This window comes from Nonomuraea sp. NPDC050790, from assembly GCF_044456745.1.
Lineage (GTDB): Bacteria > Actinomycetota > Actinomycetes > Streptosporangiales > Streptosporangiaceae > Nonomuraea.
On sequence record NZ_JBITGF010000001.1, the window covers coordinates 1,514,507 to 1,533,750 of the forward strand.

At 72.3% G+C, this 19,244-nt stretch carries 20 protein-coding genes and 1 pseudogene; 11 read left to right on the plus strand and 10 right to left on the minus strand.

What is annotated here, in order from left to right:
• Positions 1-22: 22 nt before the first annotated feature.
• Together ACIBEJ_RS06820 and ACIBEJ_RS06825 are read left to right on the plus strand one after the other, a co-directional pair.
• Complete coding sequence (locus tag ACIBEJ_RS06820) at positions 23-1,483, plus strand: N-acyl homoserine lactonase family protein (protein ID WP_397181643.1); 1,461 nt, start codon at positions 23-25, stop codon at positions 1,481-1,483.
• Positions 1,480-2,070 carry a TetR/AcrR family transcriptional regulator gene (locus tag ACIBEJ_RS06825; RefSeq protein WP_397181644.1) on the plus strand — a complete coding sequence of 197 codons (591 nt, stop codon included), beginning with the start codon at positions 1,480-1,482 and terminating at the stop codon, positions 2,068-2,070. Before ACIBEJ_RS06820 ends, ACIBEJ_RS06825 begins: the two co-directional genes overlap by 4 nt.
• Here the strand turns inward: ACIBEJ_RS06825 and ACIBEJ_RS06830 are convergent.
• Entirely contained in the window at positions 2,056-2,895 is an 840-nt protein-coding gene (locus ACIBEJ_RS06830; protein WP_397181645.1) for a class I SAM-dependent methyltransferase, read from the minus strand. The genes ACIBEJ_RS06825 and ACIBEJ_RS06830 overlap by 15 nt on opposite strands.
• A 172-nt stretch (positions 2,896-3,067) precedes the next feature.
• Here ACIBEJ_RS06830 and ACIBEJ_RS06835 point away from each other — a divergent pair, with 172 nt between their 5' ends.
• From ACIBEJ_RS06835 to ACIBEJ_RS06845, 3 genes are all read left to right on the plus strand, one after another.
• Positions 3,068-3,772: a VOC family protein gene (locus ACIBEJ_RS06835; RefSeq protein ID WP_397181646.1), complete on the plus strand. Its 705-nt coding sequence runs from the start codon at positions 3,068-3,070 to the stop codon at positions 3,770-3,772.
• A 101-nt stretch (positions 3,773-3,873) separates the two neighbouring features.
• On the plus strand, positions 3,874-4,788 hold the full coding sequence (locus tag ACIBEJ_RS06840; RefSeq protein WP_397181647.1) for an alpha/beta hydrolase: 915 nt from the start codon (positions 3,874-3,876) through the stop codon (positions 4,786-4,788).
• Between the two features lie 14 nt (positions 4,789-4,802).
• Positions 4,803-5,642 (plus strand): alpha/beta hydrolase, encoded by an 840-nt coding sequence (locus ACIBEJ_RS06845; protein ID WP_397181648.1) that lies wholly within the window; start codon positions 4,803-4,805, stop codon positions 5,640-5,642.
• A gap of 7 nt (positions 5,643-5,649) precedes the next feature.
• Here the strand turns inward: ACIBEJ_RS06845 and ACIBEJ_RS06850 are convergent, their stop codons facing one another.
• Positions 5,650-7,905 (minus strand): helix-turn-helix domain-containing protein, encoded by a 2,256-nt coding sequence (locus ACIBEJ_RS06850; RefSeq protein WP_397181649.1) that lies wholly within the window; start codon positions 7,903-7,905, stop codon positions 5,650-5,652.
• Positions 7,906-8,015: 110 nt separating this feature from the next.
• Between ACIBEJ_RS06850 and ACIBEJ_RS06855 the strand changes: the two genes are divergently transcribed.
• Complete coding sequence (locus ACIBEJ_RS06855; protein ID WP_397181650.1) at positions 8,016-8,951, plus strand: helix-turn-helix domain-containing protein; 936 nt, start codon at positions 8,016-8,018, stop codon at positions 8,949-8,951.
• Between the two features lie 112 nt (positions 8,952-9,063).
• Positions 9,064-10,314 (plus strand): MFS transporter, encoded by a 1,251-nt coding sequence (locus ACIBEJ_RS06860; RefSeq protein ID WP_397181651.1) that lies wholly within the window; start codon positions 9,064-9,066, stop codon positions 10,312-10,314.
• Between the two features lie 8 nt (positions 10,315-10,322).
• Here ACIBEJ_RS06860 and ACIBEJ_RS06865 read toward each other — a convergent pair whose 3' ends face one another.
• The gene (locus ACIBEJ_RS06865; RefSeq protein ID WP_397181652.1) at positions 10,323-11,123 is read right to left on the minus strand and encodes an alpha/beta fold hydrolase; all 801 of its coding nucleotides are present in this window, start codon (positions 11,121-11,123) and stop codon (positions 10,323-10,325) included.
• 72 nt (positions 11,124-11,195) lie between these two features.
• Here ACIBEJ_RS06865 and proS point away from each other — a divergent pair, with 72 nt between their 5' ends.
• Positions 11,196-12,629 carry a proline--tRNA ligase gene (proS, locus tag ACIBEJ_RS06870; RefSeq protein ID WP_397181653.1) on the plus strand — a complete coding sequence of 478 codons (1,434 nt, stop codon included), beginning with the start codon at positions 11,196-11,198 and terminating at the stop codon, positions 12,627-12,629.
• Between the two features lie 15 nt (positions 12,630-12,644).
• Here the strand turns inward: proS and ACIBEJ_RS06875 are convergent, their stop codons facing one another.
• Positions 12,645-13,223 carry a DUF6328 family protein gene (locus ACIBEJ_RS06875; RefSeq protein ID WP_397181654.1) on the minus strand — a complete coding sequence of 193 codons (579 nt, stop codon included), beginning with the start codon at positions 13,221-13,223 and terminating at the stop codon, positions 12,645-12,647.
• 153 nt (positions 13,224-13,376) lie between these two features.
• Entirely contained in the window at positions 13,377-14,189 is an 813-nt protein-coding gene (locus ACIBEJ_RS06880) for an MBL fold metallo-hydrolase (RefSeq protein WP_397181655.1), read from the minus strand.
• Between the two features lie 61 nt (positions 14,190-14,250).
• On the opposite strand from ACIBEJ_RS06880, the gene ACIBEJ_RS06885 reads away from it, so the two are divergent.
• Together ACIBEJ_RS06885 and ACIBEJ_RS06890 are read left to right on the plus strand one after the other, a co-directional pair.
• Positions 14,251-15,516, plus strand: a complete 1,266-nt coding sequence (locus ACIBEJ_RS06885) for a hypothetical protein (RefSeq protein ID WP_397181656.1) — start codon at positions 14,251-14,253, stop codon at positions 15,514-15,516.
• 275 nt (positions 15,517-15,791) lie between these two features.
• Positions 15,792-16,229 carry a hypothetical protein gene (locus ACIBEJ_RS06890; protein ID WP_397181657.1) on the plus strand — a complete coding sequence of 146 codons (438 nt, stop codon included), beginning with the start codon at positions 15,792-15,794 and terminating at the stop codon, positions 16,227-16,229.
• Between the two features lie 39 nt (positions 16,230-16,268).
• On the opposite strand, the gene ACIBEJ_RS06895 is transcribed toward ACIBEJ_RS06890, so the two are convergent.
• The 4 genes from ACIBEJ_RS06895 to ACIBEJ_RS06910 form a co-directional block, all read right to left on the minus strand.
• On the minus strand, positions 16,269-16,421 hold the full coding sequence (locus ACIBEJ_RS06895; protein WP_397181658.1) for a hypothetical protein: 153 nt from the start codon (positions 16,419-16,421) through the stop codon (positions 16,269-16,271).
• A gap of 375 nt (positions 16,422-16,796) precedes the next feature.
• On the minus strand, positions 16,797-16,958 hold the full coding sequence (locus tag ACIBEJ_RS06900; RefSeq protein ID WP_397181659.1) for a hypothetical protein: 162 nt from the start codon (positions 16,956-16,958) through the stop codon (positions 16,797-16,799).
• 80 nt (positions 16,959-17,038) lie between these two features.
• Positions 17,039-17,185 (minus strand): hypothetical protein, encoded by a 147-nt coding sequence (locus tag ACIBEJ_RS06905; protein WP_397181660.1) that lies wholly within the window; start codon positions 17,183-17,185, stop codon positions 17,039-17,041.
• A 687-nt stretch (positions 17,186-17,872) separates the two neighbouring features.
• Positions 17,873-18,073, minus strand: a complete 201-nt coding sequence (locus ACIBEJ_RS06910; RefSeq protein ID WP_397181661.1) for a hypothetical protein — start codon at positions 18,071-18,073, stop codon at positions 17,873-17,875.
• A 424-nt stretch (positions 18,074-18,497) separates the two neighbouring features.
• On the opposite strand from ACIBEJ_RS06910, the pseudogene ACIBEJ_RS06915 reads away from it, so the two are divergent.
• Positions 18,498-18,758 (plus strand): annotated as a pseudogene (locus ACIBEJ_RS06915) (hypothetical protein); the annotation flags it as partial.
• Here the strand turns inward: ACIBEJ_RS06915 and ACIBEJ_RS06920 are convergent.
• Entirely contained in the window at positions 18,730-18,852 is a 123-nt protein-coding gene (locus ACIBEJ_RS06920) for a hypothetical protein (protein ID WP_397181662.1), read from the minus strand. The pseudogene ACIBEJ_RS06915 and the gene ACIBEJ_RS06920 sit on opposite strands and share 29 nt — an antisense overlap.
• Positions 18,853-19,244: the final 392 nt, after the last annotated feature.

Consider the following 19,244-nt stretch of genomic DNA (forward strand, 5'->3'; position numbering starts at 1 on the left):
TTACATATTGGAGAGGCTCGTGATGAAGATCGGATTACTCGTCCTCGCCCTCGTGCCGGGGGCCGCGTGGCTGGTCGTGCTGCGGCTTAAGGACGTCCCCGCGGCGCTGCTGGTGGGCTACGGGCTGCTGCTGGCCGGGCTGGCGGCAGGGCTGCTGTGGCCGGGGTCGCTCGGCAGGCGGCGCGTGCTGGTGTTCGCGGGGGTTCCGGCTGGTCTGGGCACGCTCGGGCTCTATCTGGCGGTCGTCTACCACGTCACCGACCTGCCGGTATTGCTCGCGCTGGCCGCCGCGGCCTGCCTGGCCTGGGCGGCAGCCGTTCTCCCGCGTCGCACGACGAGCGCGGACGGCCGGGGCCGCCGGGTCCTGCTGCTGGGCGGCGCCGGAGTGGCGCTCGGAGTGCTGAGCGCGCTGTCGGCCGGGCCTGTGGAGCGCGGGCGCCGCGAGGCGAGCGCGGCGGGTGAGCGGGTACGGCAGGCCGCCCAGCGCGCCCCCGGCGCCCGGCGGCGCGTCAACGACGGGGCCGTGCGGATCTTCCCTCTCCACACCGGTGACACGATCGTCACCTATGGTCAGTTCTACGGGGGCCTGGCGGGCTGGGAGGGGCTGAACGGGTACGTGCGCACGCTGGTCGACAAGGCGCGGATCGCGGTGCCCGTGCGCGCGTACCTCATCGATCATCCCCGGCACGGCCCCATGCTCGTCGACACCGGCGTCAACTGGGAGCAGGCGCACGACCACGACGGGTACTACGACCTCACCTCGCGCCTGCTCACCGAGCGCGACGAGTACCGGATGGCCCCCGCGCAGGATCTGCGGGTCCTGCTGGCCCGGCTCGGCTACGACGTCAAGGAGATCACCACGGTGTTCCTCACCCACGTGCACGACGACCACGCGGGCGGGCTGCGGTACCTGCCCCGGGCGAGGGTGGTGATGGACCGGCGCGACTGGGAGCAGGGCGTGCTCTATCCGCCCTCCTTCGAGCCGGTCGAGGGGCGCCTGTCGTTCCCGGCCTTCGACTCGGGCCCGTTCGGGACCTTCCCCCAGAGCCAGGACCACTTCGGCGACGGCAGCGTCATCCTGCTGCCCACGCCCGGCCACTCCCCCGGCCACCTGTGCGTGCTGCTGCGCGTGGGCGAGGGCGGCGTGCTGTTCATGGGCGACACCCTCTACACGCTGCCCCACCTGGCCGTCGACCAGGTACGCCAGATGACCATCGGCGGCGCCGACACCACCCGCCAGGTCGAGGCCGCCCGCCGGATCCAGGCTCTGCTGGCCGCCGACCCCGGCCTCGTGCCGCTGTTCGCCCACGACAACACCCCCTACACGCGGCTGGCCGGCGACGGGCCGCTCGGCGAGGCGGAGCTGAAGCCGCTGCGCCGGCACCTGGAGTCCGCCCTCACCCCCGGATGGCGGCTGCGGCCCGGCCACGCGCCGGCCTTCGTCCCCTCCGGCGGGGAACTGGGACGGGTGGAGTTCCGGTGAGCGGCACCCGGCGTACCCGGGGCCGGCCGCGCGACCCCGAGGCCGACGAGGCGATCATGAAGGCGGCGCTCGAACTGTTCGTCGAGCGCGGCCTGGAGGGCGCGAGCATCGAGCAGATCGCCAAGCGCGCGGGCGTGGCCAAGGTGACCGTCTACCGGCGCTGGTCGTCGAAGGAGGACCTGCTGACCCAGGCGATCGAGCACGCCCGCGCCCTCGTGCCCGAGGACGACCTGTGGGCCGAGGCGCGGCCCGACGCCGGGCGGCTGCTCGACTCCTGGGTGCACACCCTCGGAGACGCGCGCTTCCGCGCGGTCCTCGCCCAGCTCATCGGCTCCAGCGTCACCCAGCCGGCGTTGCTGGCCACCTACCGTGAGCAGTTCATCGAGCCCCGCAGGCGGCTCATCCTCGCCGCGCTGAAGCGTGCCCGCGACGGCGACGACGGTGATGACGACCTGAACACGGTGATCGACATGGTGGTGGGCGCGGCGATGTACCGCATGCTCATCGGCCCGGACGACCCCGAAGCCGGCCGCGACTACCTGACGGGCCTGCTGCGCCAGGCCGAGCGGCTGCTAGGGCCGCCCTGAGGCGGTGCGGCGGGCCGCCCAGATCGTGCGTTCGGTGCGGACGGCGAGGTCGTCGCGGCGCAGGACGCTGTGCGGGCCGCCGACGTCGAGCAGCCGGTCGAGCGCGGCGAGGTCCTCTGGATCGAGTACGTCGGCGACACCACCCCGGATGCGCCGCAGCGCGGCCAGGGCGTAGCGGCCGACCGCCTCGCTGCCGGAGGCGCCGATGCTCACGGTGAGCGTGCGCTCGCCCTCCAGGGCGAACCCGGCGGCGGTCAGCATGGGGCCCCAGTCGGCGCCGCGGTGCGGGAGCCGCTCGGCGTGGCGGCGCTCGCCCGCCACGTGGCAGCGTTCTTCCAGGCCGGGGCGGTCCTCGGGGGCGTACTCGGGAAGGAAGCGGGGGAATCCGGCCAGCTCGACGACGGCGAGCAGCCCGCCGGGCGCGAGCAGGTCGTGAACAGTGCGCAGCGCGCGGCCGGGGTCGGCCATGTGGTGCAGGGAGGCCGAGGCCCACACGAGATCGGGCCTGCCCAGGTCGGGCCAGTCCTGGTCGAGGTCGGCCCCGAGGGTGCGCACGCGCTCGCCCACTCCCCTCCGCTCGGCCTTCTCGCGCAGGCGGCGCAGGTGCTCGGGGGCCGCGTCGACGGCATTGACGTGCGCGCCGGGGAAACGATCGAGGAGGGCGAAGGTGCCCGCGCCCGTGCCGCTGCCCAGGTCCACGATGTGGGCGGGCGGCTTCTCGACCGGCAGCCAGCCGGTGACGGCGGCCAGGTGCTCGGCGAGGACCTCCTCGTCCAGGTCGAGGATCTGGACGAGGTCGTGCTGCGGGGCGTCGTGTCGGTGCATGCCCTCACCGTAGTGCGGCTATGCGCGAACGGCACAGCTACTTGCCAGATACGCAAGACGACGGCCGGATGCGCTGCCGGGCGCGCAAAGCCCGGCGGAAAAGCGTTGGCGACGCCGACCTGCACCGCAATAGCTTGAGCGTGCCCGTATGCCAACCGATCGGAGGCCCCGGATGACCACCGAGTTCACCGCGCTCTGCTTCGACGCGAACGACCCACACCGTCTCGCCCGATTCTGGGGCGGGCTCCTGGAGCGGGAGACGGCGGACGATCCCCACGGCGGCTTCGTCCTGCTGCCGCGCACCGGGACCGAGTTCCCCATCAGGATCCTGCCCACCGAGGTGAAGAAGACCGGCGCCAACCAGTCCCACTTCGACCTGACCAGCCAGACCCCCGAGGACCAGGAGCGGACGGTGGCCAGGGCGCTCGAACTCGGCGCCGAGCACATCGACGTCGGGCAACTGCCCGAAGAGGGGCACGTGGTGCTCGCAGACCCCGAGGGCAACGAGTTCTGCGTGATCGAGGCGGGCAACAACTTCCTGGCCGACACCGGGTTCATCGGTGCGCTGTCGTCGGACGGCACGCAGGCGGTCGGGTACTTCTGGAGCAAGGCGCTGGACTGGCCGCTGGTCTGGGACCAGGACGAGGAGACCGCCGTCCAGTCGCCGCACGGCGGCTCGAAGATCACCTGGGGTGGCCCGCCCGTGGCGCCCAAGCTGGGCAAGAACCGGCTCTACTACGACCTCTCCGTCGGCGACCAGGCCGAGATCGACCGGCTCGTCTCCCTCGGCGCGGCCGTCACCGGCAGGACCGTGGACGGTCGGGTGGAGATGACCGACCCGGACGGCAACGAGTTCCTGGTGCTCGTCGCCCGGTAACACCGGCAGCTCGCATTTGTGCCTGCCCTTCTGCCTCGTGCGCGCGGCTCCCGGTTGGTTCGATGGCGGTGTCCATCACAAGGCCGATGAGGAGCACACGCATGTCCGAACCCGTCCTGGAGCCGGCCGCCCAGGCGTTCGCCGAGGCCACGGCGGCACCGCCGTACCTGTACCAGTTGCCCGTCGAGGACGGGCGCAAGGCCGTGGACGAGGCGCAGTCGCCGGAGATCGAGGTCCCGGGCACCACCCGGGAGACGGTCGGGAACCTGACCGTCTTCCGCCCGGCCGGCGCCGAGGGGCCGCTGCCGGTCATCCTCTACATCCACGGCGCGGGCTGGGTGTTCGGCAACGACCACACCCACGGCCGCCTGGCCCGCGAGCTGGCCAAGGGCGTGGGCGCGGCGGTGGTGTTCGTCAACTACGACCGCTCGCCCGAGGCCCGTTACCCGGCCGCGATCGACCAGAACCTCGCCGCCGCCCGCTGGGTGGCCGACAACGGCGCCGCGTTCGGCCTGGACGCCACCCGGATGGCGGTCGCCGGTGACTCGGTCGGCGGCAACATGGCCGCGGCCCTCACCCTGACCGCCCGCGACCTGCTCAAGGCGCAGGTGCTGTTCTACCCGGTGACCGACGCGCGCTTCGACACGGGCTCCTACGACGAGTTCGCCGAGGGGTACTTCCTGCGGCGCGACGGCATGCGGTGGTTCTGGGACCAGTACACCACCAGCGAGGAAGAGCGGGCCGAGATCACCGCCTCGCCGCTGCGCGCGAGCCTGGACGACCTGGCCGGCCTGCCGCCCGCGCTGGTCATCACCGCCGAGGCGGACGTGCTGCGCGACGAGGGCGAGGCGTACGCCGCCAAGCTGCGCGCGGCGGGCGTGCCCGTCGTGGCCGTGCGCTACCAGGGCGTCATCCACGACTTCGTCATGCTCAACGCGCTGCGCGGCACGCACGCCGCCGAGGCCGCCATCGCCCAGGCCGTCGCGTTCCTGTCCAGCCACCTGACCCGCCCGTAGAAGGGGACCCGCACATGTCCGTCGAGCACGACATCGCCCAGATCGAGCGGGCCAACGCCAGCGGCCGCATCCCCGTCGTCTTCGTGCACGGCCTGTGGCTGCTGCCGTCGAGCTGGGACCGGTGGGCCCAGGTCTTCGACGAGGCCGGGTTCGCGCCCGTGACCCCCGGCTGGCCCGACGACCCCGACACCGTCGAGGAGGCCAAGGCGCACCCCGAGGTCTTCGCCCACAAGACCGTCGGCCAGGTCGCCGACCACTTCACCGACCTGATCGGCAAGCTGGAGCGCAAGGCCGTCATCGTCGGCCACTCCTTCGGCGGCCTGCTCACGCAGATCCTCGCCGGACGCGGCCTGGCCTGCGCGAGTGTCGCCATCGACCCGGCGCCGTTCCAGGGCGTGCTGCCGCTGCCGATCTCCTCGCTGCGCGCCGCCGCCCCGGTGCTGACGAACCCCGCCAACATCCACCGCGCCGTCCCGCTGACCTACGACCAGTTCCGCTACGCCTTCGCCAACGCCGTCACCGAGGAGGAGGCCCGCGAGCTGTACGACACGTTCTCCGTCCCGGCGCCGGGGGCGCCCCTGTTCCAGGCGGCGGTGGCGAACTTCAACCCCTGGAGCGAGACCAAGGTCGACAGCACCGCCGCCGGCCGCGGCCCGCTGCTGATCATCTCCGGAGAGAAGGACCACACCGTCCCGTGGGCGATCGCCAACGCCTCCTACAACAAGCAGGAGCGCAACGAGCACCACGTCACCGAGATCGTCGAGATGGCCGGGCGCGGGCACTCGCTGACGATCGACAGCGGCTGGCGTGAGGTCTGCGGCACCGCCCTGACGTTCGTGCAGCGCTTCGTCTGACCTGGCCTCAGAGCTCGCCCAGTTCCTTGGCCGTGGCGGCGGCCAGCTCGCTCTCCTCCGCCGCCACATACAGTTCGTGGGCTTCGGCCAGCGCCTCGCGCGCCGCGTCGGGCTCGCCCAGGTGGCGCAGCGCCACGGCCAGCTCCCGCAGGGTCCGCCCCAGGCTGCGGGTGATCGGATGCGCGCGCAGCCGCGGCAGCGCCAGCCGGTACTGCCGCGCCGCCTGCGCCCAGCGGCCGGTCCGGGCGTAGATGTCGCCCATGAGGTCGAGCGCGCAGCCCAGGCTGTAGGCCACGATCGCCGGGGAGCCGCCATAGCCGGGCTCGCGCAGCGCGGCCACCAGCTCCTCCAGCAGGACCAGCGACTCCTCCGCCCGCTCCAGCCGGCGCAGGCAGTCGGCCGAGATCAGCACGGCCTGCGGGTAGCCCTCCACGTCACCGGCCCGGCGCAGCAGGTCCGCGCCGCGCGTGGCGTGCTCGACGGCGCGCTCGAGGTTGCCCTCGCCGGGCAGGTCGCGCACCGCCCACGCCGCGTACGTCAGCGACCAGCCCATCTGCCGCTCGTCCCCGGCCTTGGCCGCCAGCTCCAGGGCGGCCAGCGCGACCCTTTCGGCCTCGTGGCGGCGTTCGTCGCAGATGTTCAGCGCCCAGGAAAGGTAGTTCAGATGCACCGCCTCCAGCCTGGGATCGCCCAGCGCCCGCGCGGCGGCCGACGACAGCTCGAAGACCTCGCGCCAGTGGCCCCAGCGCGTCCACTGGTCGGAGAACCAGTGCATCGACTCGGCCACCTCGACGACGCGTGCGTGCTCGCCGTCCCTGGCGGCCGAGCGCAGCGCCGACAGCCACGCCTCGGCCTCGGCGCGCAGCCAGGCGGCCGCCTCGGCGGGGCCGTCCAGCTTCACCAGGCCGGACCAGCCCTCGGGCGGGGCGCCGTGGCCGGGCTCGAACCAGCGTCCCGCCACCACGGCGGTCTCCAGCAGCCACGTCTCCATCCGGTGGCGGGCGGCGCGCTGGTGCTCGATCGGCTCCTGCTCCGAGAGCCTGGCGCGGGCGAACAGCCGTACCAGGTCGTGGAAGACGTAGCGCTCGGCGAACGGCGACTGCAGCAACCCGAGCTCGACCAGCTCCTCCAGCGCCTCCTCGGTCTCCCACGGGCCGAGCTCGGCCAGGACCGCGGCCAGCGGCACGCCGAAACCGCCGCCCGCGGCCGGCGCCAGGCGGCGGAAGACGCGCTGGCCCGCGGGCGAGAGCTGCCGGTAGGAGAGCTGGAAGGCGGCGGCCACGGCCAGGTCGCCGGCGGCCAGGGTCTCCAGGCGGCGTTCCTGGTCGGCGAGCCGGGCGGCGAGCTGCGACAGGCTCCAGCCGGGCCGGCTCTGCAGCCGGTTGCCGGCGATGCGCACGGCCAGCGGCAGGTACCCGCACAGGCGGGCGACCTCGGCCAGCCCGTGCGGGTCCGCCTTGGCCCGCTCCCCGCCGATGATCTCCGCCAGCAGCTCGGCCGCCTGCGCGGCGGGCAACTGGCCCAGCGGGATCTGGCGCACCCCTTCCAGCCCTGCCAGGCTACGGCGGCTGGTGATCAGCACCATGGCGGGTCCGGCGGCCGGCAGCAGCGGGCGTACCTGGGCCTCGCCCGCGGCGTTGTCCAGCACGACGAGGCAGCGCCGCACCCGCAGCAGCGACCGGTACTGCCCGGCACGCTCGCCCGCGTCGCCGGGGATGCGCGGCTCGGCCACGCCGAGCGCCTTCAGCAGCCGCGCCAGCACGATCGACGGGTCCGTCGGCACGGCGTCCATGCCGCGCAGGTCCACGTAGAGGCGGCCGTCGGGGAAGCGCGCGGCCAGGTGTTCCGCCGCGTGCACGGCCAGCGCCGTCTTGCCCATCCCGCCGGCCCCGGAGATCGTGGCGACCGCCGCGGGCCCGCCCTCGCGCGCTCCGGCGGCCAGTTCCGCCAGCAGGCGCAGCTCCGCCTCCCGGCCGGTGAAGTCCCCCATGTCGCGCGGGAGCTCGCACCCGCCGCCGACCGGTCGCGGGCGTCCCGCCCGCGCCGCCGCGGCCAGCTCACCGGCCCGCTCGGGCGTGAGGCCCAGCGCCCCGGCCAGGGCCTCCACGATACGGCGCTGCGGCCCCTGGCTGATGCCGCGCTCCATGTTGCCGATCGCCCTGACGCTGACCCCGGAGGCGTGCGCCAGCTCCTCGATGGTGAGCCCGGCGGCATGCCGCAGCCGGCGCAGCAGCACACCGAACGGCGCGTTCCCCTCGCTCATGACATCCCCAACTCAGCCCGAAGGATCATCGCACCCATGCTGACGAGCACCCGACCTTGGAAATCGCCCCAGACTGCACGATTGTTGTCCCTGTGCGCACCAACCCACAAATGATCTTCCTGGACACCGACGACGTCGATCCCGCCGACCGGCTCGACGCCTTCAACACGATCATGCGGGCCGCCTGCGAGCCCTGCCACCTGCTGCACGAGGACCCCACGGCGCCGGTGCGCGCCAGGACGATGCTCATGCCGCTGAGCCGTTCCACGCTCCACACCGCGCACACCTCGGGCTTCACGCTGCTGCGCACCCCGCGCCACGTCGCCATGGACAGCCCGCCGGTGGTCGCCCTCGCCCTGCAGACCGCCGGGCAGGGCCGCTTCGACCAGCTCGGCCGGCAGCGGACCGTGGGCCGGCGCGAGCTGATGCTCAACGACCTGACCTCGCCCTACGAGTTCGGCTGGAGCGGCCACGGCGCCTCGCAGGCGTTCATCGTCGGCTACGACGTGCTCGGCCTGCCGGTGGACGTCGTGCGCAGGGCCGCGCCCCGGCTGACCGCCAGCCCCCTGTACGAGCTGGTCCGCCACCACTTCGACACCCTCGCCCGCCTGGCCCCCGGACTCGCCCACACCCCCGGCCTGGACGCGCTGGAGACGGCCGGCATCGAGCTCATGCGCGCACTGATCATCTCCGTGACCGGCGAGGAGGGCAGGCGGCCGCCCGAGCCCCTGCTCACCACGATCCTGGCCCACATCCGCCACAACCTGGCCGCGCCCGACCTCACCCCGGCCGGTGTCGCCGCCGCCCACGGCATCTCCCCGCGCCAGCTCTACAAGCTGTGCGACCAGGCCGGGATCAGCCTCGAACAGTGGATCATCACCCAGCGCCTCGAAGGGGCCCGGCGCGAGCTGGCCACGCCCGGCGGGCGTGCGATCGCCTCGGTGGCCCGCGCGTGGGGTTTCACCTCGGCCAGCCACTTCACCCGCCGCTTCCGGCAGGCGTACGGCCTCAGCCCGCGCCAGTGGCGCCAATCGAATCAGGAATGATCTGGCGTAACGGGAATCTCTCCGGTCGCTCAAGCGTTCGAGCATTGGGCTGGTGATCCACGACACAGCTGGGCCGCCCGCGTACCGACCCGATGGCTCAGAGGAAGACGACATGACCACGACCACCGCCTGGCGGCGCAACGTCGCCCTGTTTCTCACCGGGCAGACCGTTTCGCTGTTCGGCTCGATGATCGTGCAGTACGTGGTCATGTGGTGGGTGACGCTGCAGACCCAGTCCGGGCTCGCGGTCGCCCTCTACGCCGTGGCCGCGTTCCTGCCGCAGGGCATCGTGTCGATCTTCGGCGGCGTGCTCGCCGACCGGATGAACCGCAGAGTCCTGGTGATGGTCGCCGACGGCGGCATCGCCGCCGCGACGCTGGTGCTCGCGGTGCTCATGGCCAACGGCGTGACCGACCTGTGGATCGTCCTGCTGGCCGTGGCGGTGCGCTCGGTGGGCGCCGGCGTGCAGACGCCCGCCGTCCAGGCGATGATCCCGCAGATCGTGCCGAGCGAGCACCTGATGCGGGTCAACGGCATCTTCCAGACGATCCACTCGGCGATGGCGCTGCTCGCCCCCGCTGCGGCCGGCGCCATCTTCGCCGCCTTCGGCATCGTCCCGGTCTTCTTCCTCGACGTGGTCACCGCGGTCATCGGCATCGGGCTGCTCGCGCTGGTCGCCGTGCCGACGCTGGAGCGGGTGACCGAGTCGACCGCCACCTACCGGCAGGACCTGGTCGAGGGCATGCGCTACATCAGGAGCCAGCCCATCGTGCGCTGGCTGCTCGTCGTCTACGCGACGATCTTCCTGCTCACGGTGGCGCCCACGTTCATGACGCCGCTGATGGTCGCGCGGACCTTCGGCAGCGAGGAGTGGATGCTGGCCGTGCTGGAGGTCTTCTTCAGCGTCGGCATGCTGCTCGGCGGCGTTCTGATGTCCACGGTGCTGGCCAAGCGGAGCCCGGTGGGCCTGATCCTGGTGGCCGTCTACGGCTTCGGGCTCGCGACCGTCGCGCTCGGCCTCAGCACCAACCTGTGGGTCTTCTACGGATTCATGTTCCTGATCGGGCTGCTGGTGCCGCCGTTCTCGACGCCGTTCATGACGCTCATCCAGGAGACCGTCGAACCCGGCATGCAGGGGCGCGTGTTCAGCTACATCACGATCGTGATGGCCCTGGCCACGCCCATCGGCACCGTCGTGTTCGGCCCGCTGGCCGACGTGGTCAGCGTTCAGGTCCTGCTGATCGCCGCGGGCGTGGCGGCCGTGATCGCGATCGCGTTCGCGGCCCGCCTGCCCTCGGGCCGGGCGACCATGGCCGCCGCCAGGAACCTGGGCAAGCAGCCGGTCGCCGACCCGGTGTCCTGACCGCGGCCCTAGCCGGGCATCGGGGCGTCCAGGAAGCTCAGCACGGCCTCGCGGACCATCCCGGTGTGGCCGAGCCCGTTGAAGTGGGTCGTGCCGGGGAAGACCGCGAGCTGCGAGGCGGGCACGCCGGTGAAGTCGCCGTTGACGTCGCCGCCGCGCAGCCGCAGGAACTCCACGGCGTGGTCGAGCTTCACCGCGTCGCAGTCGCCCACGGTGATCAGGGTCGGCGCGGCGATGGCGCGGACCTCCTCGTCGGACCAGCCGGCGAAGCCGGGGTCGAAGGAGCCGAGCTTGTCGAGCAGGACCTGCAGCCGGTCCGGGTGCGGCGACTTGGCGAGGTAGTCCTGCTCCATGGGCGTGCCGGCGATCATGTCGACGGTCATCTCCCCCACGGCCTCGGTGTTCTCCGAGCGGTCGCCGCGCGGGTGGAAGGACACCGAGGAGATGACCGCCTTACGGACCAGCTCGGGGTTGCGGATCGCCAGGTGCAGGGCGACGGCCCCGCCCACGGAGAAGCCGAACACGTCCGCCCGCGCCACCCCCAGGTGGCCCAGCAGGCCGACCACGTCGTCGGCGAGCCCCGCGACGGTCAGCGGCCGGTCGACGTCGTTGGTACGGCCGTGCGCCTGGAAGTCGGCGGCGATGACCTGCCGGGTCGCGGCCAGGCCGGGCAGCAGCGGCCCGAACTGCAGGTCGATGTTGAACAGCCCGCCGTGCAGCAGGAGCAGCGGGGTCCCGCCGGAGCCGTGGATCTCGTAGTACATCCGCAGGCCGTTCACCGGCGCGTACCCGGTGACCTGGTCGCTCATGGTCTCTCCTTCATCGGCGGCACGGGCAAAATCAGGTGACCCCGGCACCTTACCGGCAGTAACCTCCCCCGCATGAGACGTGATGACCGCGGTGTGACCCCTCAGAGCGAGGACTTCTCCGCCTGGTACAACGAGCTGGTGACCAAGGCCCAGCTCGTGGAGCGGGGACCGGCGAAGGGCACCATGGTCATCCGGCCGTACGGCTACCGCCTCTGGGAACTCCTCCAGGCGGAGCTGGACCGGCGCATCAAGGACACCGGTCACGAGAACGCGTACTTCCCGCTGCTGATCCCGGAGAGCTACCTGGAGCGGGAGGCCCAGCACGTCGAGGGCTTCTCCCCCGAGCTGGCCGTCGTCACGCACGCGGGCGGCAAGGAGCTGGACGAGCCGCTGATCGTCCGGCCCACCTCCGAGACGATCGTCGGCGAGATGATGTCGCGCTGGATCTCCTCCCACCGCGACCTGCCCCTGCTGCTCAACCAGTGGTCGAACGTGGTGCGCTGGGAGCTGCGCCCGCGCATGTTCCTGCGCACGACGGAGTTCCTGTGGCAGGAGGGCCACACCGCGCACGCCGACGAGGCCGGCGCGATGGCCGAGACGATGCTCGCCCTCGACCTCTACACCGAGGTCGCCCGCGACGTCGCGGCGCTGCCCGTGGTGCCCGGTGAGAAGACTCCCGGCGAGCGGTTCGCGGGCGCGGAGCGCACGTTCACCATCGAGGGCATGATGCGCGACGGCAAGGCGCTGCAGGCCGGCACCTCCCACTACATGGGGACGAACTTCGCCGACGCCTTCCAGATCCAGTACACCTCGCAGGCCGGGCGGCTGGAGCGCTGCCACACCACCTCCTGGGGCATGACCACCCGGATGATCGGGGCGATCGTCATGACCCACGGCGACGACAAGGGGCTGGTGCTGCCGCCCCGGCTGGCGCCGTACCAGGTGGTGATCGTCACGATCGGCCGCGGCGAGGAGGTGCGTGCCGCCGCCCGCGAGCTGGCCGACCGGCTCAGGGCGGCGGGCGTACGCGCGCACGTCGACGAGCGCGAGCACCTCTCGCCCGGCTACCGCTTCCACGACTGGGAGCTGCGCGGGGCGCCGGTCCGGCTCGAACTCGGGCCGCGCGACCTGGAGTCCGGCACCGCGGTCATGGCGCTTCGGCTCGGCGAGGAGGGCAAGCGGCCGATCCCGCTGGAGTCGGCCGACAAGATCCTGCCGGGCGTGCTGGACGGCTTCCAGGCGTACCTGCTGCGGCGGGCCACCGAGTTTCGCGAGGCCCGCACCCGCGCGGCGGACACCTGGCAGGAGTTCACCGGCGCCGTCGCCGCGGGCTGGGCCGCGGCGACGCACTGCGGCAGCGCCGCCTGCGAGGACGACATCAAGGCCGAGACCGCCGCGACGCCGCGCTGCGTGCCGCTCGACGGGCCGCCCGGCAGCGGCGCCTGCGTCCGCTGCGGGCAGCCCGCGGCGTACGGCAGGCGCGTGCTGTTCGGCCGCGCCTACTGACCCCGCTCCGGGCAGTCACCGGCTCCCGGTGAGCTGGTCCTTGTCGACGGTTCCATGCCGGATCCGATACCACATCGGCAGCGCGAACCAGACCGCGAGGAAGGCCACCAGGATCGCCGCGACGATGAGCGGCCCGCTTTCCATCCCGATCACGTCCAGCACCAGGAGCAGCGCCCCGCCCAGGGCGATGATCAGCAGGAGCATTCCGGAGAGCGTCAGCAGGTTGGACATCGCCAGGAGCCTGCGCTTGAGGTGGCGCCCGTGGATGAGGCGGTGGAAGGGCGCGGGAGCGGTCAGCAGCGCCGCCGCGAGCAGAGTCGTGATCAGGGCGGCGACGTACACCCATCGCTGGAACGGCGAGATTTCCGTGAAACGCGGCATGAACGCCAGCGCCATCAGGAACCCGGCGAGGTACTGCACACAGGTCTGACCTATGCGGACCTCCTGGAGGAGTTCGGCGTAGCGGCGATGCAGGTCCTGGGACGGCGGCCGCGGGGGCGGAGGGGCGGGGGGTAAAGGTGCCTGAAGCTGCTTACGCAGCCGGGGGCTCGGCCCGGGGGTGGGCCGTGGGCGCGTTCGCGTGCACGGTGGCATGGTGGCCCTTCGGGGGAATACGGGTGATAGTGCTCCGATGTTTGGCGGTGGTGCGGACAATGGTACGTAAGCCGCGGTTCATCGGTTTAACAGCAAACGATGAACGACAGGTAAACGCGATGAACGGTCGGCACGCGCCGATGAACGGTCGATTCAGTCCAGGCAGATGACGAAGTCGTCGTAGGCGTAGCGGCCGCGGCGCTCGCCGATCTCGGTCATGGCCTTGCGGATGTCGCGCAGGCGCGCGGGCGGGAGCTGCAGCGGCGGCTCGTCGGGCTGGTAGGTGGTGCGCACGGGGTAGTCCACGCCCGGCGTCGCCGTCATCTCGATGTGGCAGCCGAGCAGGTGGCTGACCTCGCGGGTGTCGGCGAAGGCGATCAGCCGGTCGATCGTCGTGGTGAAGGCCGCCCGGTCCTCGATGTAGAGCCGGCCCGGGTAGACGGTGTCGCCGGTCAGCAGGAAGCCCGTGGCCGGGTCGAAGTAGGTGACGGCCGCCGCGTGGTGGCCCGGGGTGAGCAGGCACTCCAGGGTCCTGCCGCCGAGGTCCAGGCGGGCGATGTCGGTGCCGTCGAAGCCGAAGAAGTCCTTGACCGAGGCCAGGGAGGCGTCCACCACGGTGGTCGCGGGCCTATCGGCGAACTGGGCGTCGCCCGCCACGTGGTCGCCGTGCCCGTGGGTGTGCAGGACCAGCAGCTCGTAGCCGGGTCCGGCGTTCCTGTCCCGCAACAGGGCGTCGACCGTGCGGCGCAGCGGGAACAGCTCGGCCGAGGCGGTCGCTCCCGTGTCCAGCAGCACGGCCCGCTCGGCGCCGAACAGCAGGTAGAGGAACGGGGCCTCGTAATGGATCGCCTTGTTCTGGCGGAGGATGACGGTGTCCTGGTCGTAGACGTGGACCTGGAGGTCGTCGTCGGTGTTGTGCTTGGCCGACTCCGATCCGTGGATCCAGCGGACGTCCAGTGAACGCATGAGTCCCTCCCGATTCCGGCCCCCTGCCAGACTCCGGGAAATTCTTCCATAGTGTCGTCCCATGGCGTCCTTTGTGAGGATCGCGGTGCTGCTGTGCGTCCTGTCGGCCTGCTCCGCCCCGAGCCCGGCCCCCCTGCCGTCCGCGACCCCCACCCCGGAGCCGCCCGTCTCCGCGCCGCCCGCCACCCGGCAGGCCAGGAGTGACTGCGCACAGGCGGGCCCCCGCGACTTCGACGGCGACGGCCACGACGACCTGGCCATCGGCTACCTGGGCACCACCGGCCAGGTGCACGTCCTGTCGGCCGGAAGGGTCATCCGCCTGCCCACGCCGCCGGGCAACCGGATGCGGGGCTTCGGCTGGACGGTGACCATGGCCAAGGTCGACGCCGACCGCTGCGCCGACCTCGTCGTCGGCAGCCGCACCCACGACGTGGCCGGCAAGAAGGCGGCGGGCGCCGTCCACATCCTGTACGGCGGCGCCGCCAGACCACCGGCCAGGCTCGTCTCCCCGGCGCCGCGGGAGGACGCCGCCTTCGGCCAGTCCGTCGCCGTCCACGGCGACCTCATGGCGATCGGCGCCCCCAAGGAGAAGCCCGGCGGCGCCGTCTACCTGTTCAGCAAGGGCACGTTCCTGCGCCGCATCACCCAGGACACCAGGGGCGTGCCCGGCGCCGCGGAGTCCGCCGACCACTTCGGCGACCGCCTGGCGATGGGGCCCCTGGCCGGCGGCGGCGTGGGCCTCATGATCGGCGCCACCGGCGAGCGCCGGGACGGGCCCGGCCGCCAGGACGACGACGGCATGGACGACCAGGCTCCCCTCGGCGCCGTCACGGTGCTGCGCGACGTCACCGCGGCCCGCCTCACCGGCGTACGGCTCCCGCCGCCCCGCGGCGACGACGGCGCCCCCTGCCAAGGATTCGGCGACAGTCTGGCCTACCTCCCGCACACCGGCCTGGCCGCGTTCTCCCCGTCCTGCGGCCTGCTGCGCTTCTACGACCTCGGCCTCAAGCCCCTGCGCGACGTCACCTCCCTGCCGCGCTGGGAGGCCGGCCTGGCCGCCGCCCCCGACGGCCGCCTCGCCGCCCTGTGGACCCTCACCGACCCCGGGCTGCGCCTGTTCTCCCCGAAGTCCCCGGCCCAGGACCGCGCCCTGCCCGGCGCCCACCTGCGCGACGCCCGCGACGGCATGCTCAGCTTCCACGGCGCGCGGATCGCGGTCGGCCTGGACGGCCGGGCGGACGTGGCCCTCGTCGACCCCGCCACCGGCATGGCCGAGCTGGTCAGGACCGCCACCGACGGCCTGGCCGCCAAGTCCGTCGCGGGCTAGGTGTTCTGGTCTGAGAGGTTAGGCACGCGAGTGCTCGGGCTCGACCACGTCTCCTGCCCGTGGGCGGGTGGATTCGGTCGGCACCGGTGGCCGCCAGGTGGTCGTGCGCGCGGGCCGGGAGGGGATGGTGCGCGTGCCGTACGACGAGCTGGTGCCGGCGGTGGGCGCGGCCCCCGCGCTGTAGGGCCTGATCACCTGCCTGGCGCTGCTCGTCCCGGTCCTGGTGTCGTAGGTTCTAGTAGCATGCCAGCTCCACGTGACCGGAGGAGTCTGGGATGACACGGCCGACGCCCACGCAGGACGACGTGCTCGGCTACTTCGACACGCTGTCGAACTGGGGCCGGTGGGGCGACGACGACCAGCTCGGCACGCTGAACCACATCACCGATGAGGTACGGCTGGCGGCGGCGCGAGCCGTACGCCATGGGCGGAGTGTGTCGTGCGCGTGGGAGGTGGCGGTGCCGCAGGAGATGGAGCGCTCGACCACGACGTGCCCGTGCGCCGCCGACATGCCGGGCGCCGAGAACATGCCGGTGGCGGCGTTCCGCAACGACCGGCACTGGGGCTTTTCCACCGAACGGCTCGGCCTCACCTTCCACGGCAACACCGTCACCCACCTCGACTCGCCGTGCCACATCTACTGGAACGTCGGCTCGAGTGGGAAATGGCCCTCTGATCTGCGGCGGAGCGTGATGGGGAGCGCTCAGCGGTAGTGATCATTCCGCACATATTCCGAAGCGATGCGTTGTGGATCATGGCTCCAATGCCTTCTCGATGCGTTGGTTGGCGATGTCCTGCTGGCCGTCGATGCACTTGGCGTAGGTCCTCAGGAGCACGTCCACGCTGTGCCCGGCCCGCTCGGCGCCCTCGGGGGCGTGCCCGCCGGCGTTGAGCCAGAGAGACACCGCAGCGTGCCTCAGGTCGTAGGGCGACCCCCAGGGGAGAAGCGACCCGGTCGGGGGTGAGCGCCAGGCAGCGGGCTGCTCGCCAGACCTCTGCATAGGAGGTCCCGAAAAAGGTGCCTCCACCGCGGGTGAAGAAGAGCCGGCCGTCGGGAGCGGTGCCGAAGGTGTCGATGTGGGCGCGCAGGATGGCGACCAGCTCGGGCGGGATCGGCCCGACGCGGTCGTCGTCTCCCTGGCGGTGCTTGAGGCCTCGTTCGTCGAAGGAACGTCCGGAGTCGATGTAGCGGGTGTTGCTCTGCGAGCGCGTCCTGATCAGCGTGATCCGCCCCCAGCCCTTCTCCGGGAGGAGGCAGTCCTGCTTCCGCAGCCCTTGCGTCAGTGCCGCCAGGTGCGGCGGCGGTGAATGCCGAGTTCGGTGCAGATGTCGTCGACAGTGAGCCCTTGCGCGCTCATGTCGCGCTTCTTCCTGGCCGGGCGTGTTCCGGAGGGTCCGGGCCGCGGGTTGGTGGGGTGGTCCGGGCTTGTGGATGCGGTCATGCTGGGGGACTTCTATTCAAATGTGTGAGATAGGGGTGCGGCCCCAGGCGGTGCTTGCCGGCGTGCCTGGGGCCGTCGCGCTACTCGGCAGGTTCGGCGGGGCGTACCTCGGCGTAGATACGGACGTTGCGGCTGGCGCCGCGACAGGGCATCGGGCCGGAGATCTCGATGAAGTCAAAGGTGCGGGCGATGAGGTCGGGCTGCTGGACGCGCTGATCGGCAACCACGACCGGGTCGGCAACCTCCGGGCCGCGACGGCCGGCTGACCGGCTACGACCACGGCGGCCTGGCTGCCCCACACCCTGGCCCACCCCCGCGCCCCTAACTGGCCCACGCCCAGGCGCCGATGCGCCACTTCGTCGCCCCCGGCCCCGACGACACGGCGACGGCCACTGGGTAGAGCAGCCGCCGCTCAGCGCCGCCGCCCTCGCCGGCATCCACCGCCGCCGACGCGCTGCGGCCCGACTTCGACCGGCTCGGCCGCGGCGCCTGGCTCACCTACTTCCTCGACGTCCTGGACCAGATCGCCACGCGCACCGGCCCGCACACCCGGCAGGGGACGTGACACCGCCCCGGCCTCCGCTCACCGCTGGGCGGAGGGAGCGCGTGGGTAACTGCCGCGAAAATGTCGGCGAGCTGTTCTACGATGACGCCTACGGCGGAAGCGCCCGCCATCCCGAGCCCAATGTGTCGCCCACGCGGCGCCCGGGCGATGACGGAGAAGACCCCGCTCCCGGGCGGGCGGCCCCGAAGGCGGGCCAGTCTCAGACTCCGCGCAGCAGGTGATCCTTTCCGCTGGCGATCCTTTTCCTGTCGGCGGAGCCAGACGCGGGCCGTGCTCCGCCGGGAGACGAGGAACGCTGATGCCGAAGGGACAACCGCAAGCTGGCCCGCGCCGCCCAGGAAGACGTGTCCTACCAGCAGGCCCGCGCCACCCTGCTGGCCCGCACCACCACCGCGGACTCCTCCGCGCCCGCCCCCGAGCGGCCCGCCGCCGTCCTGACCATCGCGACATGGCCGAGCTCGCGCTCCTCGTCCAGGCCGACAAGCAGGCCGCGGGCATCACCGTCACCGAGGACGAGCCCCCGCGAGCACGTCGCCTTCACCATCGCCATGCTCAAGCGGCACCTGACCAGCGAGCCACTGCCGCCCACCCCGGCCACTGACGGCCAGCCCCAGATCTACGGCCGCACTGCCCGCACGACGACGACTGCGCCACCGACGTCTGCCAGGACGGCTACGCCTGATACGCCTGCCACACACCCGGCTGCCCGACCTGCGGCGCCCCACCGGTCCACACCCCCGAGCACTGGGCCGGCAACGTCGTCGCCACGCCATCATGAGCCCGGCCGACGTCGCCCGCGCCGAAGCCCACCTGCAGGCCTTCCCCCAACTGCGCCGCCCCCATGACCCGCCGACCCTCTCCAACGAACTGCGCCCGGACGGCACCGACGCCGTCAAGAAGATCTTGGGAAGCTCCAGCGCAATCGCCGTAGGCGTCGCCGAACTACGCAACCGCGGCTACGGACCGGCCACGGGCCTGCCAGCGCCCGACACGGGCTCCGGCCCCGGCACGCTCATCTTGCAGCAAACGCGGCCATCACATGGTGCGAACTCATTGTTGAGACGCTGGCTGACCCCGAGGCTCCTTGGCAAAAGCCGCCATCCTCCTCGACCCCCCAATGTGCTGCCCAAGGCGATCTGTTTCGGTGCCAACGCCGAGCGTGCCCCCGGTGCTGGCGGCGATGCAGCGACTGCCGGCCGTGCCGGCCTACCGCAGCAGGCTTCCCGCACCGCTGATTCCGGGCCGGCTGATCGAGGCGACCGTGGCGAACGGCCCGCGGAAGCGCCTGGTGTTCGGCCGGTCCGTCCACGAGGACGGCACGGTGAACATGCACGCCAAGGCCAGGCGTGGGAGGCGGTCCGGCCGGACGTGCTCACCGCGCTGGGCCTGCCGGAGGACCCGGACGCGTCCCGCCCCGGTCAGGACACGAGTCTTCCTCGCGGCGGGCAAAGCCGGGACATTTCACTCTGGGGGCCCGGGACGCCCACGGTGAATGATCCGGATGGGTTCGCACGCGAGCGTTCGCGGGCGAATCTGTCCGGGCCCGGCATCCGCCGGGACCCGTGGTTCGATCACGGAAGAAAAGATCACTCATGCCCATTCGCGCCATTGACCCGGGGCGCCCGGGAGCCGGGGCCGGGATCGTCTTCGCGCCGACTGTCACCGATGTCCGGTCGTATCGTGCCCGCGACGTCGGGCCCGGCGCGTCCGTCGCGGCTGCG